A 16,852-nucleotide genomic window follows, 5' to 3' on the forward strand; every position below is an offset into this window, starting at 1 on the left:
CTTCCATGTATTTATTTCCAGTTTATTAAAAAAATTCTCTAAGACCGTTTAGAAAATAGTAAAAATATGATATCATATATCTGTGTGAATTTTTATTAAGGAAATAAGGCATTGTTCAAACTTTCTTAATATTTATATGTTAGTATGCTAAAGAATGATTCTTTGATTGGAAGAGGCTGATGAGAGTGGATTTGAAAAAAATAATAAATGAAAATAAAAAAGTATCTATAGGGATAAGTATCTTTGTACTAATGATAATTTCATATACTCTATTTGCTAATAGTGCATATGAAGTTAAGGTAAATGGCAAGGTAGTAGGTATAGTAAAAAATAAAGTTCTATTAGAAGATGAATTAAATAAAATGAAAAAGCAGGTAGAAGAAAAAGTTGGAATTAAAATTGTAGACAATAATAAACTAGAATTTGAAAAAATAAATGCCTCAAAGGATCAATTAACATCTGAGAAAGATATGATTAGCATATTATCAAACTTACTAAATTATGATGTGGAAGGTTTTGCCATAAATATAGATGGGGAAGAAGTTGTAGTACTAAAGGATGAGGAAACGGCTCAAGACGTATTAGAAGAAGTTAAAAAATCATATATGATAGAAGGTAGCAAAATAAAGGAAGCTACTTTTAAGGAAAATGTGAAGGTTGAAAAAATTAAGGTTCCTGTAAACGGGTTAAAAGAAGATCATGAAGCTGTAGAGTACATATTAACAGGTGGAATAGAAGAAAAGATATACAAAGTTCAAAAGGGAGACACGGCTTGGGATATAGCTATTAAATTGGATATGCCCCTAGAAGAAATAGAAAAGGCAAATGAAGATGTAAATATAGAAAGATTAAAAATAGGACAAGAAATAAAGCTTAATGTGCCAAAAACCTATGTTCATGTGAAAACTATAGAATTAGTATCATATGAAGAAGACATAGATTATAATATAGAATATGAAAAATCTAGTGCTCTATATGAGGGAGACAAAAAAATAAAAAAAGAAGGTATAAAAGGAAAGAAACAAATAGAAGCAGAAGTAACAAGTTTTAATGGAAAAGAAGAAAGTAGAACCCTATTAAAAGAAAGTGTAATATCTAAGCCAGAAAAAATGATTGTCATAACGGGTACTAAGAAAAGAGTGTTTAATGTGGCCTCTGGCAATTTATATAATCCTACAAGGGGAACTATGACCTCTAGATTTGGTACTAGGTGGGGAAGAAGACATACGGGTATAGATATAGCAAGTAAAATAGGAACCCCTATTAAAGCTGCTCAAGGAGGAAAGGTAGTATTCTCCGGGTGGAAGGGTAATTATGGAAAATTAGTTATGCTAGACCATGGTAATGGATACAAAACCTATTATGGTCATTGTAGTTCTTTACTTGTTAAAAAGGGAGACATTGTAAAAAGGGGACAATTAATTGCTAAAGTGGGTAATACGGGAAGATCCACAGGACCCCATGTTCATTTTGAAGTGAGAAAAAATAATGTACCATTAAATCCACTTAAATATGTTAAGTATTAAAGTTATGGGATATATCCTATAACTTTTTTTTACGCTATAAAGTATACAGTATATTCAGAAAAAATATTCAAGGTAAATATTGTATAAATTCAAAAAATAGTGTATTATTTAATTAAGGATAGTATGTTAAATAAAATACAAAGTCAAACAAAAAAATATACATATACATCAAGGGGGGCAACAAAAATGATTAAAAAAGCAAAAATAAAAGAGAATACTATAACTGTTTTAATAGCTTCAACTATTAAAAATGTAGAATTTGAAACTAATGTTAAGTTTGAAAAAGAATATGTGGATGAAATAAGTTTTTGTTGTGAAAAGTTTACCAATCTTAATGGCGAAGCAATTAAAAAATATACTAAGCATTTTAAGTGTAAAATCCCACATAATAAGGAAAGGGATGAGAACAATAAATATGTACCTTTAAGAATGGTACTAGGAAACATGGCAAATGCTTTATATCAATATAAACTAGAAGAAGAAAATGTTCATATAAAATTCATATGTGATACTAATGGCGCATATCATAGTTTGAAGCGCTGCATACAAGCTTTAACTAGGGACACACAAGAAGGAGCTTATATATTAGAACATTTAAAAGAATTTAAGAATAAGGAAGAAGTACTAATAATAGATAAGGAATTGAAAAAGGAAGGAAAGGATTATAATAAAATCTTTAATATTAATTTAGAGGAATCTACAGAGGATAAACAAGTTAAGTTAAAAGAGATATTAGTCCAAATGAGAAATCTAGTGGAATCTTTAAAGAAGGATTGTTACCAAGTATGCAATTTAGATGACCTATTAGGGGCTTTAGAAGAAATAGGGGAAGCCTTAGTAGACGGTAATAGGGGAGCTGTAGTATTAATAGATGATGAGAAAAAGAAAGAGACAGTGGAAAAATTAAAAAATATAATGAGCTTGTTAGGAGCTTAGATGGTAAAGGGGTGTTTCTTAGGAAACATCCCTTTATTAATTCTAAACTTGCTTTAAGTGAGCCTACTTCAATATATCTTTCCTTGTAGGCAAGTTACTGTATAAAGAAAGCTTAGGGTTAATAAATCTATATTATTTAATCTCATTGAAAAATATGTAAGAAAAAAGAGGAAATTGACAGAAAATACATAATATTTAATATAGGATTACTACAAATGGAGGTCATTGTTATGAGAAATCAGAAAAAAGAAATTATAGCAGCTATAGATGTAGGATCTAATTCCATAAGAATGAAAATTGCTGAAATTAATAGTGGAGGGGAAATAAAAGAACTTGAAACTTTAAGAAAAACTGTCATGTTAGGAAAGGAATCCTTTTCTTTAGGTCATATCAGCTTTGAAACTGTGGATGTTGTTTGTGAGATACTAAAAGGGTTTAAAGATCTAATGACCCAATATGAAGTGAAAACATATAGAGCAGTGGCCACAAGTGCCATAAGGGATGCAAGCAATAGAAGTTATATATTAGATCAAATTGAAATTAAAACAGGAATCCATATAGATGTATTAAATACATCAGAGGAAAAATTTATTACTTATAAGGGAATAGAAGAAGACCTAGTGAATTTTAAGGAGTTAAAAGATGAAGGTGTTATTATTGTCGATATTGGCACGGGCAGTATTGCCATTACTCAGTATAAGGATAGTCAGTTAGTTTTCACACAAAATATTAAATTAGGGGCCCTTAGAATAAAAGAAACCCTATCTACCCTTGAAGGAAAAACATTGAATTATTATAAAATTGTTGAAGAATTTTTCATTAGCAACATTGATAAATTAGATATGTCCTTATTTAAGGATAAAAAGAATTTTGTTGGACTTGGTGGAGTCATGCAGACCTTAAAAAGTATTGAAAAAAAATTAAACAATAATTATACGGATGATCATTTTTCTAAGGAGGATTTTTTAGGATTATATAATCAATTGATAAATCAATCTCCCTATAAAATTGTGGAGGAATTTGAAATATCCTTTGAAAAGGCTGATATTCTTATTCCTGCATTAATAATATTTAAAAAATTTTTAGAACTTTCAAAAGTGGACAATATATATATATCTACTGTATCCCTAAAGGATGGAGTCATTTGTGATTTAATAGATCACAAGTTTAAGACTGAGAGACAAAGGATATTTATAAACGATATTATTTCTTCTGCAAGATCTCTAGGTAAAAAATATGATTATGATAAAAAACATGCATGTGCCGTTGAAAAATATGGTCTTAAAATATTTGATTCTTTAAAGAGAATTCATGGACTTAGGACCCATGAGAGACTTATTATGCAACTGGCTTGCATTGTCCATGATATAGGAAAATATATTAAATATAATGGCCATTATATTTATTCATATAATATTATTAAGGCTACTGGTATTATAGGTATCTCAGAAAGGGATTTAGAAATTGTGGCAAGTATTGCAAAATATCATAGCACCTTAGTATTATCTGATAAGGATCAGGATTTAAAAGGCCTAGATACGAAAACAAAAATAATCATAGGAAAACTTTCAGCCATAGTCAGATTGGCAGATGCATTAGATAGGAGTCATAAGCAAAAAATAAAGGATATAAAAGTAAAAATAGATAAAAAAGATATTATAATATACATTTATACAAATGAGGATACCTTATTAGAAGAATGGGCTTTAGAAAAAAAATCATATTTATTCAAAGATGTTTTTGGATATAATCCAATACTAAAGAAGAGGATGTGCTAAAGATGAAGAGCTTAAATTATGATAATCCCCAGTATTTCATTAATAGGGAACTAAGTTGGTTAGAATTTAACGATAGAGTATTAAATGAAGGAAGAAATAAAAATAATCCCTTATTTGAAAGATTGAAGTTTTTAGCCATTGTTTCTTCAAATTTAGATGAGTTTTTTATGATAAGGGTAGCATCATTAAAAGATATGGTAAATGCAAAATTTAGTAAGCCTGATCCGTCAGGATTAAGTCCTAAACAACAATTAAAGAGGATTTCCATAAGAACTCATAAAATGGTTGAAAAGGAATACTCCACATATAATAGAAGTATTTTGCCAAATCTTTCAAAAAACAATTTATTTATTGTTAAGCCAAATGATTTAAACGAAACACAAGAAAAGTTTTTGAATAAATTTTTCATAGAAAATATTTATCCTGTCCTAACTCCCATGGCAGTAGATTCAAGTAGACCCTTTCCTTTAATACTGAATAAAAGTTTAAATATAGGTGTCCATGTAAAAGAGGGAGATAAACATATTTTTGCCACGGTCCAAGTACCATCTGTTTTACCTAGATTGATTTCAATTCCAGACAAGGGAAATAAAGTTGTATATATTTTATTAGAGAATGTGATTATGATGTATTTAAATAGTATTTTTAGGGGAAAAGAAATAATAAGGGCCTATCCATATAGAATTACAAGAAATGCAGATCTTAGTATTGAGGAAGAAGAAGCAGAAGATTTGCTAATAGAGATAGAAAAATCCATAAAGATGAGAAAAAGAGGTGCTGCCATTAGATTAGAAGTGGCAAGCAATATGAATAATAGTATGGTTCAATACTTAAAAGAAGTTTTAGAAATTCATGATAAGGATGTTTATTATATAAAGGGTCCAATAGACTTAACTTTTTTAATGAAATTAGCAGGAATGGAAGGTTATGATGAACTGAAATATGCAAGTTATACCCCTCAAATACCACGAGATTTAATAGGTTATGAAGATATATTTAAAGCCATCTCAGAAAAGGATATTTTCCTACATCATCCCTTTGAATCCTTCCAACCTGTTGTGGATTTTATTAAAAAGTCAGCAAAGGATAGTAAGGTATTAGCAATAAAGCAAACCTTATATAGAGTAAGTGGAGACTCTCCCATAATAAAGGCACTAGCAGAGGCGGCAGAAAGGGGAAAACAGGTAACTGTTTTAGTGGAAGTTAAAGCTAGATTTGATGAGGAAAATAATATTATATGGGCAAAGAGATTAGAGGAAGCAGGGTGCCATGTCATATATGGCCTTGTAGGCCTTAAAACCCACTCTAAAATAACTTTAGTAGTTAGAAAAGAAGAAAGTGGTATTAAAAGATATGTTCACTTAGGTACAGGAAATTATAATGATATTACGGCTAGATTTTACACGGATATGGGGATTTTCACATGTAATGAATATATGGGAGCGGATGCATCTGCTGTATTTAATATGCTTACAGGTTATTCAGAACCTCATGAATGGTATAAAATTGAAACAGCACCTCTAGGCCTTAGAAAAAAATTTATTAAACTAATAGAAAATGAAATAAAACATGCAAAAGAAGGAAAAAAGGCAAAGATAATAGGAAAAATGAATTCTTTAGTAGATAAGGGCATTATTAAGGCCTTATATAGGGCATCTAATGCAGGAGTAAAGGTACGTCTCATTGTGAGAGGTATTTGTTGTCTACGAGGAGGGGTAGAAGGTATTAGTGAAAATATTACGGTTCAAAGTATTGTAGGTAGATATTTAGAACATAGTAGAATATATTATTTTTATAATAATGGTAATGAACAAATATATCTATCTAGTGCAGATTGGATGCCTAGGAATCTAGATAGAAGAGTAGAGCTACTCTTTCCTATAGAGAATAATAAAATAAAAAATAGAATTGTTGGAATTTTAAATATTATCATGCTGGATAATGAAAAATCTAGATTTATGGATTGGGAAGGTAAATACTTTAAGATTGACAAGAGGGGTAAGAATATTGTTAATTCCCAAGAATATTTTAGTAAGTTAGCTTGTGAAGGGATTAAGAATATGATCAATAGGGAAGAAACATTTAATTTTGAACCTATTTTATCTAGTAATTATGATGAATAAATATAGATTTCGTGTTCATAAACTTGCTTTATGTGAGCCTACTTCAGGAAAATATATTGAAAATTTTTTCCATTGAAGTCCTTGTCACAAGCGAAAGTGTGAATCTTCTTAGATAGGTTCATGACTCATGTTGGAGTAGCATAGGATGTTGTGACGTTCCTCAATTTCAAAAATTTTCAATATATTTACCTTCGTAGGCAAGTTACTGTATAAAACAAATTTAAAACCCAAAAATCTATAGATTTGAAGAAGGTGGATATAGTGAAAAAAATTGCAATTATTGACTTAGGATCTAACTCAGCTAGAATGATAATAATGAAAATATCTAATAAAAATTCATATAAAATGATAGAACAAGAAAAGGATATGGTAAGACTTAGTGAAAATATGGGTAAGGAAAAAACTTTAAAAGAGCCGGCTATGAATAGGACTATCCATGTTTTAAAATTATTTAAAAGGCTTATTGAAGCCCATAAGGCCCATGTTGTTCATGCTTATGCCACAGCAGCCCTTAGGAATGCTAAAAATCAAGAAGAGTTTTTATTTAGAGTAAAAAAGGAAGTGGGACTAGATTTAAAGGTCATTTCAGGAAAGGAAGAAGCCTACTATGATTTTTTAGGGGTTATTAATACTATTGATAGTAGAGATTTTGTAATGATTGATATTGGTGGAGGTAGTACGGAAATAGGATTGATAAGGGATAGAAAATTAGTTGAATCTGTAAGTTTGCCCTACGGATCTGTAGTTTTAACAGAAAGTTTCTTAGGAGAACATAGGGTATGTCATGAAAAATTAAAGGCATTAGAAGGTTTTATGAAAAAGGAAATGAAAAAATTAAAATGGTTAGAACAGGGAAAAAAATTACCTATCATTGGCCTTGGAGGATCCATAAGAACTGTTGCTAAAATAGATAGAAAGCATATTGGATTTCCCTTAGAAAGACTTCATAATTATCAATTAACCTATGAAGAATTTCAGAGTGCCTATGAAAAGGCAATTCAAGAAAAATTATCAGACAGAAAAAAAGTACCAGGCATTAATAAGGAACGGGCAGATATTATAGCTGGTGGTTTAGCACCACTGAAAGTACTTATGGATATGTTAGATAGTAAAAAACTAATTGTAAGTGGAAATGGGTTGAGGGAAGGTGTTTTTTATGAAAATTATTTAAAAGATTTTGATATACATAATAATTTAGTTTCAGATGTATTAAGACATAGTGTGGAAAATGGTTTGAAAAATTATGATGTGAATATGGAGCATAGTATTCAAGTTAAGAAAATAGGTTTATTATTATTTGATGAATTATTAGATCTGCACAAATTAGGAACTAAAGAAAGACCCATATTAGAAGTGGCTGCCCTCCTTCATGACATAGGTATCTATGTAGATTATTATAATCATCATAAACATGGATTTTATTTAGTATTAAATTCAAGGATCAATGGATTGACTAATAGGGAACTACTTATGTGTGCATTTTTAGTTGGTATGCATAGGAATTTTAAGTTTAAAAAGGACTGGAAAGAATATGATATGCTAATTAGTGAAGATGACTATAATACTATAAGAAAATTAGCCCTTTTACTAAAAATGAGTGAAATGCTTGACAGAAATGAATATGGAAGTGTGAAGGATATAAAGGCAAATATTTCAAAGGAACATGCTAAAATTATTCTTACTAGTAATAATAGCTTAGAACTTGAAATAGAAGCTGCCATGAAGAGTGAAGATGATTTTTATAAATTATTTAAAAGAAAATTGATAATGGAACTTAGGCATATTCAAAAAATAAATTAGTCATTTCACTGGTTATTTGAATTATTTTCTTCGTTATGGAATCGCTTACATATGTCTAATATGCTCGCTCACCATGCCTTGAAAATAATCCAAATCCCTCAGAGAACTGACTAGTTTATTTCTTTCATATGCCTTAAATAATTAATTCATGTTTATATATTTTCACATGGGGGTATCTAAAGGTTAGATGTAAAGGGGAGGAAAATATATGAGTAAAAAATTATGTAAATTAGTAAAAGAGTATTCTATGGAGGATGATTTTAAAAAATATAAAAAATTAGTCAATAAGGGTAAATATATATGTACTAAATGTGGTAGAGTAGGAAACAATGAAGAAAATCTATGTAAGTCAAAAAATTTAAAGAAGGAATCTAAATAAATTAGATATGAGTAAGGAAATATAGATTTATAGTATGAAAATCTGCTTCAGGTAAATATTGTAAAAATCCATATATTAGTGTATTATTAAATACATGATTATATAGGGAGGCGATGGAATGGATTTAAGGGAAAGAGTGTTGGATATAGGGGAAATATTTTCCCATTCCTTTAATGTATTTAAAAATAGGTTCAAAACCATATCGGCCATAATGTTAAGCATATACGTGCCTATTGGTGTATTTATTGGAATATTAACCTTATCTATGGCAAATGATATGTTAATGATACCTACGCTAGTTATGGCACCTATTGCAGCTATTGGAACAGGAATATTAGGTGTGGCTGCTACTGTGGGGGTAGTATATGTAGTTGAGAGCTATTTAATAAGAAATGAGGATTTGCCCTATAAGGAAGCCCTTTCTAAGGCTTTTAGTATAATAGGTGGGTCTATTTTATTGGCTATAGTAGCTTCTCTTTTAACAGTTATTGGGATGATATTATTAATAATACCAGGAATAGCTATTTCTGTGTATGTTATATTTAAATATCAATCGATAGCCCTCAGGGGAACTACCGTATTAGAATCCTTAAGCTATAGTAAAAATCTAGTATCTGGAAATTGGTGGAAGATACTGTTTATAAATATAGTATGTAGCCTTTTAGTATTAGTAGTAACTAGTCCATTTAAAATGCTAGGAGATTCAATTATAGGACTAGTTATCGTTCAAGGTGTAAATGCTATAGCCATGTCCTTTGGTATTATAGTAAATACGGTCATCTTTTTAAATTTAGATTTTATTAAAAATGGTAGAGAAGATACTTTTTTAGTAGATGAGCATAAGGATGATACTTTAATTTAATTATAATGATAAAAAATAACAGGTGAAAGGGACCTGTTATTTTTTATCATTATAAGCATATAATAAGTTCTTCAGACAAATAATACTATAGATTTATTATTTATAAACGAGCTTTATATGAGCCTACTTCAGGGAAATATATTGAAAATCTTTTCCACCCAAGTCCTTGTCACAAGCGAAAGTGTGAATCTCCGTAGATAGGTTCATGAGTCATGTTGAAGTAGCATAGGATGTTGTGACGTTCCAGGGTTCCAAAAATTTTCAATATATTTTCCCTTATAGGCAAGTTACTGTATAAAGAAAGCTTAGTGTTACGAAATTTATAAGGCACATAAAAAAATAAAGATTCTCAAAAGGACTGATGAAAATGAAAAAAATATGTATATATGTAATAATAGTATTAATGATTTTTTCCATGGGATGCACTAATAGGAAAGAAACTAAGGAAAAGGTTAAAGAAACTAATTCTACAGATATGACCTATGAAATAAATATGAAAAGGGATTTGCTCACTTTAATGATGGCCTATCCTGAATATATAGTAGATTTGGAAGTGAGTAGTGATAATAGGGTTTATCTGATCATGAAATCTGGAAATAAGATATTGTATGATGATAAGGAAAAAAAGAATTATTCTGCTAAATTGAATAATCCTGATCTACAGGACATGTTAGAGGAAATATATCCCTTATGCCATACAGATGAAATAATGGAGAAAAATTTTGATCCAGGAAGGATTAGATCATATGCCTTACTAAAAGAAGTATATGGAAATAGTAAGGCCCATGTGGAAAAGAATTTAGTAGCTGCTAAGGGGGTAAGGTTTAATAAAAATAATAGGGCAGCAGAAAGTATGAAAAATGTAATGAATGAATTGTTACCCTTAGCTAAAAATAATGGTAAAATAGGTGCCTGTGTATATCCTATGAGTGGAACATTTTGTTATAGGGTCATATCGGGAACGGGAAGACTTAGTCCCCATTCCTTTGGTATTGCCATAGATTTAGCAAGGGATAATAGGGATTATTGGAAATGGGCTAGTAAAGAAGCAGGGGCTAAAAGGTTAAAATCCTATCCCCAGGAGATTGTAAATATTTTTGAGAAAAATTATTTCATATGGGGTGGAAAGTGGAATCATTTTGATATACTACATTTTGAATATAGGCCAGAGTTCATAATTAAGAGTAAATATTTTTCTAAGGGTATAAAAGAAGGTGAAATGTGGTACTCAAATGTAAATATAAATGATGAATATATAAAAAAATCTATAGATTTAATTGATAAAAAAATAAAATAAATTGGAGTTTAATGATTAGAGTGTAATAGTTAGGGTATCATATTAATATCTTAAACTAATAAAGCTATAAAAATTTCATGAAGTAAGCTCCTTTCTATAATTTGATTTTGGTATTGAAAAGCTAAAGGGCAACTTATCATAAGTTGTCTTTTAGCTTTTTTGTATGTTCATTTTCAATGGTTTCCCTTGTAGGCTCACATAAAGCAAGTTTATCAATAATAAATCTATATATTTAATATTTTCTTTGTAAAACCATATAAGATATTATCTTTGAAACTAGCATTACAAATAATAAAAAGCCTGTTAGGTCTTTTAAAGCTATGTTATTTAGTAAAGTATTTCCCACTAGGAATATAACAACCATACAAAGGGAGGTTATTCTAAGGGAAATGCTGTCAGCCTTATAGGCTAAATTTAAACTTCTCTCATCCTCATAAAAAGATGGATTTTTCATCTCTTTGTAATTTTTATAAGTAAGAGCTGAAAAAAGAATAAAGGTTATAACCAAAAAGGGTAAACTAATACTGGTTGGTCCATAGCTTATACCTATTAGTGATAGTAATAAAAAGGTAACTATACGGTACATTAATTTTTTGTTAAATCTACTTTTATCCATTATTTATTCCTCCTCATAAATGAAAATATCTTCTATTTTACAATTAAACACCTGGGCAATTTTAAATGCCAAAATTAAAGATGGATTATATTTTCCCTTTTCTATTGATATGATCGTTTGTCTAGATACTTGAAGAATCTTTCCTAATCCTTCTTGAGAAATCTCCCTATGGTTCCTAAGTTCTGCTAATTTATTTTTCAAATGGACATACCTCCTTTATGTTAAACTCCCTTTACGTAAAGCTTCCTTTACATGAAGTATACTACTAAAAGTTGTAAATGTAAAGTGAACTTTACATATAAAAATATTTTTCATATAGATTAAAAAAAAAAGGAGGAAAAAAATGTAATAAGTAGAATTTAATTAAATACTATGTCGAGAAAGGATGTGTAAATGTGGAAGAATCATATAAAATAATGGAAAAAACAGAAGTCATTGATAAGAGTTTTGGCATTCACAAGAAAAATTTGATTTCATTGGCCATATTTGTAGTAGTATATGGTCTTATATATGTGGTAGTAGCCATTGGGGGAGCACTAATAGGTGGAGTATCTGTTATGGGGTTAATTGGAAGTGGCATAGAAGATCCATCCTCGGTGGTAGAAATGTTAGGAAAATCTGCAGGGGGCATATTAATAATATTGATTTTAGGTAGTGTATTCCTTGGGATCACTTTGGCTAGGAGTGTGGGAATAATAAATATGGCTTCTAATAGTTTTTTAGGTAAGAAAGTTAGTGTGGAAGAGGCATTTTCAGTGAGCTTTAAATCTATTCCAAGACTAATAGGAATTACGATAGCAGGAATGATATGGTTTATTCCCTTTGGAATAGGCATGGGGATAATAATCTTTTTATATATCCTTATAATAAGGGAAATAGAAAGTTCATACATAATAAGTTCAGGTTTTCCTGTGGGTATTATGATAGCAACTGTAATTATGATGGCCATCATATTTTTTATCATATACTCCTATATGACAATACATAGATTTGCCATCCATACGGCCATATTAGAAGATTTGTCATTTTTTAAAGCACTAAAGAAAAGTAGACAATTAGTTAAAGGGGAATTTTGGAAGATATTTGGCATATTAATGGTATTTTATATTATTGTGGTAGGAATAAAATTTTCCATATATGCTTTAATGGGAGAAATAAGCTTAATTGGTACTTTAATAAGTAAATTTACTTCAGGAAGTGAAGAAATCTTGGCTAATACCTTGATGGCATCTAGTTTAAGCAGAATTCCTGTCAATTTATTTACAGCTGTATTTGTGGCTCCCGTGGCAGATATATTAGTAACTATACTTTACTATAATCAAAGATTTAAAAAGGATGGATACGATTTAAAACTTAGACTTGAAAATATAAGAAGGAATTCTATGGGAGAGGAATAAATTGAAAAACTTAACTTATGAAGAATTTCAGAAAGAAATATCTAATATATTAGATAGGAATGAATATGCCCACTTAAAAAGAGATTATGAAAGGGCAATTGAAAAGATAGTGGAGAAAATAGGAAAATGGTTAGGAAAATTCTTTCAACACTCTAATGTGGGGGAACGGGTTATGGAGGTAAGTGAACCTGTTTCAAAGGTCATATTAGCGTTAATAATAATAGCCATTATTGTTATAGTAGTATTAGTTGTCCTAAGATTAAAAAAATCAAAGGACATGTCTTTTAAAGAAAAGAGTATTCTAGGAGAAGTTATAAAAGAGGGGACTAGTAGTGATACTTTCAGAAATAGGGCTAAGGAAATGGAGAAGATTGGTGAATATAAGGATAGTATAAGACTTGAATTTATAGGACTATTACTTAAACTTCATGAAAATCATATTCTGTATCTAGATGAAAGTAAGACAAACTATGAATTTATAGAAGAATTAAAGGGAAAAGGAATAGAATATACCCCTTTGTTTATAAGAATTGTAGAAATTTTTAATGAATCCCATTATGGGGATACCTATGTAAATGTTGGATATTTTAAAAGATGGAAAGAAAATATACATGTCCTATGGAGTGAGGTGTTAAAAGTTGAATAAAAAATCTAAGAAGGATATAATCATACTTTTAATCCTCTTTGCCATATTAATATACGTTACCTTAACATTCTCAGGAAAGAGTAAGAGTTTAGGTGGAGATTATTCTGTTTTAAATAAACAACATAAGGGACTTAGTGTAATCTATGAAACTTTGAAAAACCTAGATTGTCCTGTGAAATTTAAAAACAATAACTTGGAAAAGGGATCTAATAGGGACATTCATATTATAGTAATGCCTAGAAAAAAATTCTCATTAAAGGATGACAAAATAAAAAATTGGATTAAAGATGGAGGAAAAATAATATACTTGGGAGATGAAAATCTAGAGGAGATTAATTATGGTAAGGAGATTGACTCCAGAGAGGACTTCTTAGTATATGAATATGGAAAGGGATTTGTTTTAATAGGAAAGGCTCAAGTATTTACTAATAGGTATTTATTAAAAAATAAGGAAAAGGCCTATAATATTCTTAGTTATATTGAAAAATTTCCCTATGAAAATATAATTTTTAATGAATATTATAATTATATGAACTCAGAGAGATATTCCCTGTGGGAGGACTTACCCTTTGGGATTAGGTTAATGGTACAACAATTAGTTATATTAATAGTATTATTCTTCATATATAAAGGATCTAGATTTGGAAAAATAATACCCCTTTATGAAGAAACTCAAAGGGACAAGAATGAATATTTAAAGGCTGTTTCATCCCTATACAAAAAAGCTGATTGTAAGGAAGAAGTAATAAATATATATTATGAAGATTTACAATTACATGTGAAAAAAGCTTTTAACACAATGGGATCAAAGAAAAGTTGGGTTGAAACTTGGAATGAAAAAAATATAGAAAATTATAATAGGGCCAAGAGGGTACATGAAGTTTGTTCAAATATTAATAAGAAAAAAATTAGTAATAAGGAATTTGTAAAAATAATAAGGGACATGGAAAAATTAAAGAAAACATTAGAAAAAAGGAGTGAATCCTATTGGAAGGATATGTTAAAGGAACCACAAAGGAAACAGTAGATAAAATAATAGGTGAAGTAAAGAAAATAATAGTAGATCAGGATGAAGCAATAAAAAATTGTTTAATAAGTTTTTTATGCGAAGGAAATGTGCTTTTAGAAGGTGTTCCTGGGTTAGCCAAAACCCTACTAGTAAAGACCATTTCCCAATGTGTGGATTTAGAGTTTAAAAGAATACAATTTACTCCAGATTTAATGCCATCTGATGTGACAGGGACTAAAATATTTAATATGGAAACCCATGAATTTCAGATGAAGAAAGGACCCATATTTACTAATTTTTTACTAGCAGATGAAATAAATCGTACTCCACCTAAAACTCAGGCAGGTCTTCTTGAAGCCATGGAAGAAAAATTTGTTACTATAGATGGAGAAAGATTAGATCTACCAAAGCCATATATGGTATTTGCAACTCAAAATCCCATAGAGTATGAAGGTACTTATGTATTACCAGAAGCCTTAACGGATAGGTTTTTAATGAAGATAAAGATAAACTATCCATCAAAGGAAGCTGAAAAAAATATTTTAATGAAACATAATTTAAATATGATTAATGTGGATAGTAATATAAGTTCCATATGTAATAGGGAAGAAATACTAAAGTGCAGAGAAGAAATCCAAAAGGTAACAATAAAGGAAGAATTAATAGAATATATTGTGGACATAGTATCAAAAACTAGGGAAAATGAATTAATAGAAATAGGAAGTTCTCCTAGGGGATCTATAGCTCTAATGAAAACTGCTAAGGCTCATGCTGCCATGATGGGTCGTGACTATGTTATTCCAGAGGATATAAAAGAGGTAATAATACCTACCCTTATCCATAGGATTATTTTAAAGGCTGAAATGGAGATAGAAGGGGTACTTGGAGAAAATGTAATAATGAATATACTAGATAGGGTGAAAGTGCCTAGATAGAGAGTTTGGTGATAGATTTGATATTTACAAGAAGGTTTCTAATGATTATTGGATTAGGCATATTTCCATTACTTTTAGGTCATATGCTAAATATTTCAAGTTATATATTTATAATATATAATGTGGTAGCCCTATTAGTTTTATTGTATGATTACAAGACTACTAAATATGATGAAAATATTGAAATAGATAGATTTGGGGATGATAAACTATCTATTCATGAAGTGGAACATATTAATTTTACAATTCACAATAAAAATAACGAACCTATCCAGGTGAAAATAAGAGATGAAGTACCTGATTTTCATTTTGAAATTATGGATGAGGTAATATCACAAAAAATATTACCAAGGGAGAAAAGTAATTTATCCTATAGAATTGTCCCTAAAAAAAGAGGTGCATATGAATTTAATAATATTCATATGAGAATAGAAAGTAGACTTAAATTAGTTTATTTGAAAAAGATAATATCAATACCTAGGGAATATAAGGTGTATCCTAATTTGAAAAATCTAAAAAAATATAAGTTATTAGTTGGAAAGAATAAGCTCATGGAACCGGGTAGAAAAAGCTTAAAAACCATAGGTAGTAAAACTTCCTTTAGTCATCTGAGGGAATATGTGGTAGGAGATGAATACAGAAAAATAAATTGGAAGGCAACTGCTAGGGAAAATAAACTAATAGTCAATGAATATGAACCAGAAAAGAACCAGAGGATTCATGTCCTACTAGATGAAGGACGAACCATGTCAGGTGAAATAAGGGGTCATAAAAAATTAGATATGGCAATAGACGCAGCTCTACTTTTAGGAGATATATCTAATCAAAAGGGTGATTTATGTGGTCTGACTACCTTTAATAGGAAAGTTAATAGTTATGTAAAGCCTGGTAAGGGCCCTGCCCATAGAAACCATATACTAGAAACCCTATACCATATAGAAGGTAGTAACCATACTTCTAATTACAAAGAAGCCTTCCTACATCTGAAAAAAAAGGAAAAGCATAGAAGTATAATATTTTTATTTACAGACTTCTCCATAATGGAGGAGGGCCATGAAATACTTAAGCATCTTCCTGTCATAAGTAAAAATAATATAGTTACCATAGTCCTTATAAGGGATGAAAATAAAGAAGCCTTGTTAGATGAAAAAAGTAATTCTGTGGAAAAAATATATGATAAGGCTGTGGCCATGGAAATGATAAGAAACAGAGAAATGGTCATAAGCTTAATTAAAAAGAGAAAAATAATGTGTATAGAAGCAGATAAAGAAGAATTATCCCTTAAGGTTATAAATAAATATTTAGAGATTAAAAATCAAATGGATTTTTAATCTCTATAGATTTCTGGTGTATAAACTTGCTTTATGCGGGCCTATTTCAGGAAACCATTGAAAATCTTTTCCACCCAAGTCCTTGTCACAAGCGAAAGTGTGAATCTTCGTATATAGGTTCATGTGTCATGTTGGAGTAGCATAGGATGTTGTGACGTTCCAGGGTTCCAAAGATTTTCAATAGTTTCCCTTATAGGCAAGTTACTGTATAAAGCAA

At 29.7% G+C, this 16,852-nt stretch carries 15 protein-coding genes; 13 read left to right on the plus strand and 2 right to left on the minus strand.

Features of this window, described 5'->3' with window-relative positions:
• The first annotated feature begins 185 nt into the window (after nt 1-185).
• The 8 genes from N4A57_RS04140 to N4A57_RS04175 all read left to right on the plus strand — a co-directional run bounded on the left by N4A57_RS04140 (nt 186) and on the right by N4A57_RS04175 (nt 10,701).
• Nucleotides 186-1,526: a peptidoglycan DD-metalloendopeptidase family protein gene (locus N4A57_RS04140; protein WP_293656313.1), complete on the plus strand. Its 1,341-nt coding sequence runs from the start codon at nt 186-188 to the stop codon at nt 1,524-1,526.
• Nucleotides 1,527-1,712: 186 nt separating this feature from the next.
• Complete coding sequence (locus N4A57_RS04145; protein ID WP_293656314.1) at nt 1,713-2,462, plus strand: hypothetical protein; 750 nt, start codon at nt 1,713-1,715, stop codon at nt 2,460-2,462.
• A gap of 230 nt (nt 2,463-2,692) precedes the next feature.
• On the plus strand, nt 2,693-4,240 hold the full coding sequence (locus tag N4A57_RS04150; RefSeq protein ID WP_293656315.1) for a Ppx/GppA phosphatase family protein: 1,548 nt from the start codon (nt 2,693-2,695) through the stop codon (nt 4,238-4,240).
• A gap of 2 nt (nt 4,241-4,242) precedes the next feature.
• Nucleotides 4,243-6,363: an RNA degradosome polyphosphate kinase gene (locus N4A57_RS04155; RefSeq protein WP_293656316.1), complete on the plus strand. Its 2,121-nt coding sequence runs from the start codon at nt 4,243-4,245 to the stop codon at nt 6,361-6,363.
• Nucleotides 6,364-6,624: 261 nt separating this feature from the next.
• Nucleotides 6,625-8,163, plus strand: coding sequence for an exopolyphosphatase (ppx, locus tag N4A57_RS04160; RefSeq protein ID WP_293656317.1), 1,539 nt, complete (start codon nt 6,625-6,627; stop codon nt 8,161-8,163).
• 208 nt (nt 8,164-8,371) lie between these two features.
• Nucleotides 8,372-8,542 carry a hypothetical protein gene (locus tag N4A57_RS04165; protein WP_293656318.1) on the plus strand — a complete coding sequence of 57 codons (171 nt, stop codon included), beginning with the start codon at nt 8,372-8,374 and terminating at the stop codon, nt 8,540-8,542.
• A gap of 118 nt (nt 8,543-8,660) precedes the next feature.
• Nucleotides 8,661-9,404 carry a hypothetical protein gene (locus N4A57_RS04170; RefSeq protein WP_293656319.1) on the plus strand — a complete coding sequence of 248 codons (744 nt, stop codon included), beginning with the start codon at nt 8,661-8,663 and terminating at the stop codon, nt 9,402-9,404.
• Nucleotides 9,405-9,771: 367 nt separating this feature from the next.
• Complete coding sequence (locus N4A57_RS04175) at nt 9,772-10,701, plus strand: M15 family metallopeptidase (RefSeq protein WP_293656320.1); 930 nt, start codon at nt 9,772-9,774, stop codon at nt 10,699-10,701.
• A gap of 232 nt (nt 10,702-10,933) precedes the next feature.
• Here N4A57_RS04175 and N4A57_RS04180 read toward each other — a convergent pair whose 3' ends face one another.
• Nucleotides 10,934-11,317, minus strand: coding sequence for a DUF2178 domain-containing protein (locus tag N4A57_RS04180; protein WP_293656321.1), 384 nt, complete (start codon nt 11,315-11,317; stop codon nt 10,934-10,936).
• A gap of 3 nt (nt 11,318-11,320) precedes the next feature.
• Nucleotides 11,321-11,518, minus strand: coding sequence for a helix-turn-helix transcriptional regulator (locus N4A57_RS04185; RefSeq protein ID WP_293656322.1), 198 nt, complete (start codon nt 11,516-11,518; stop codon nt 11,321-11,323).
• A gap of 215 nt (nt 11,519-11,733) precedes the next feature.
• Between N4A57_RS04185 and N4A57_RS04190 the strand changes: the two genes are divergently transcribed.
• From N4A57_RS04190 to N4A57_RS04210, 5 genes are read left to right on the plus strand one after another with little or no spacing between them, the layout of a single operon-like run.
• Nucleotides 11,734-12,714, plus strand: coding sequence for a glycerophosphoryl diester phosphodiesterase membrane domain-containing protein (locus N4A57_RS04190; RefSeq protein ID WP_293656323.1), 981 nt, complete (start codon nt 11,734-11,736; stop codon nt 12,712-12,714).
• Between the two features lies 1 nt (nt 12,715).
• A complete protein-coding gene (locus N4A57_RS04195; protein ID WP_293656324.1) occupies nt 12,716-13,360 on the plus strand; it encodes a hypothetical protein in 645 nt (214 codons plus the stop codon).
• On the plus strand, nt 13,353-14,387 hold the full coding sequence (locus N4A57_RS04200; RefSeq protein ID WP_293656325.1) for a hypothetical protein: 1,035 nt from the start codon (nt 13,353-13,355) through the stop codon (nt 14,385-14,387). Before N4A57_RS04195 ends, N4A57_RS04200 begins: the two co-directional genes overlap by 8 nt.
• Nucleotides 14,348-15,304 (plus strand): AAA family ATPase, encoded by a 957-nt coding sequence (locus N4A57_RS04205; RefSeq protein WP_293656326.1) that lies wholly within the window; start codon nt 14,348-14,350, stop codon nt 15,302-15,304. The genes N4A57_RS04200 and N4A57_RS04205 overlap by 40 nt, the downstream gene beginning before the upstream one ends.
• A gap of 41 nt (nt 15,305-15,345) precedes the next feature.
• Nucleotides 15,346-16,635 (plus strand): DUF58 domain-containing protein, encoded by a 1,290-nt coding sequence (locus tag N4A57_RS04210; protein WP_293656327.1) that lies wholly within the window; start codon nt 15,346-15,348, stop codon nt 16,633-16,635.
• Nucleotides 16,636-16,852 lie beyond the last annotated feature (217 nt).

The organism is Anaeromicrobium sp. (genome assembly GCF_025210435.1).
GTDB lineage: Bacteria > Bacillota > Clostridia > Peptostreptococcales > Thermotaleaceae > Anaeromicrobium.

What these genes read in the sequence shown, in the direction of transcription:
- N4A57_RS04145 (WP_293656314.1), top strand. Translation starts at nt 1,713, where the DNA reads ATGATTAAAAAAGCAAAAATAAAAGAGAATACTATAACTGTTTTAATA.
- N4A57_RS04150 (WP_293656315.1), top strand. Translation starts at nt 2,693, where the DNA reads ATGAGAAATCAGAAAAAAGAAATTATAGCAGCTATAGATGTAGGATCT.
- N4A57_RS04155 (WP_293656316.1), top strand. Translation starts at nt 4,243, where the DNA reads ATGAAGAGCTTAAATTATGATAATCCCCAGTATTTCATTAATAGGGAA.
- N4A57_RS04165 (WP_293656318.1), top strand. Translation starts at nt 8,372, where the DNA reads ATGAGTAAAAAATTATGTAAATTAGTAAAAGAGTATTCTATGGAGGAT.
- N4A57_RS04170 (WP_293656319.1), top strand. Translation starts at nt 8,661, where the DNA reads ATGGATTTAAGGGAAAGAGTGTTGGATATAGGGGAAATATTTTCCCAT.
- N4A57_RS04175 (WP_293656320.1), top strand. Translation starts at nt 9,772, where the DNA reads ATGAAAAAAATATGTATATATGTAATAATAGTATTAATGATTTTTTCC.
- N4A57_RS04180 (WP_293656321.1), bottom strand. Translation starts at nt 11,317, where the DNA reads ATGGATAAAAGTAGATTTAACAAAAAATTAATGTACCGTATAGTTACC.
- N4A57_RS04190 (WP_293656323.1), top strand. Translation starts at nt 11,734, where the DNA reads ATGGAAAAAACAGAAGTCATTGATAAGAGTTTTGGCATTCACAAGAAA.
- N4A57_RS04210 (WP_293656327.1), top strand. Translation starts at nt 15,346, where the DNA reads ATGATTATTGGATTAGGCATATTTCCATTACTTTTAGGTCATATGCTA.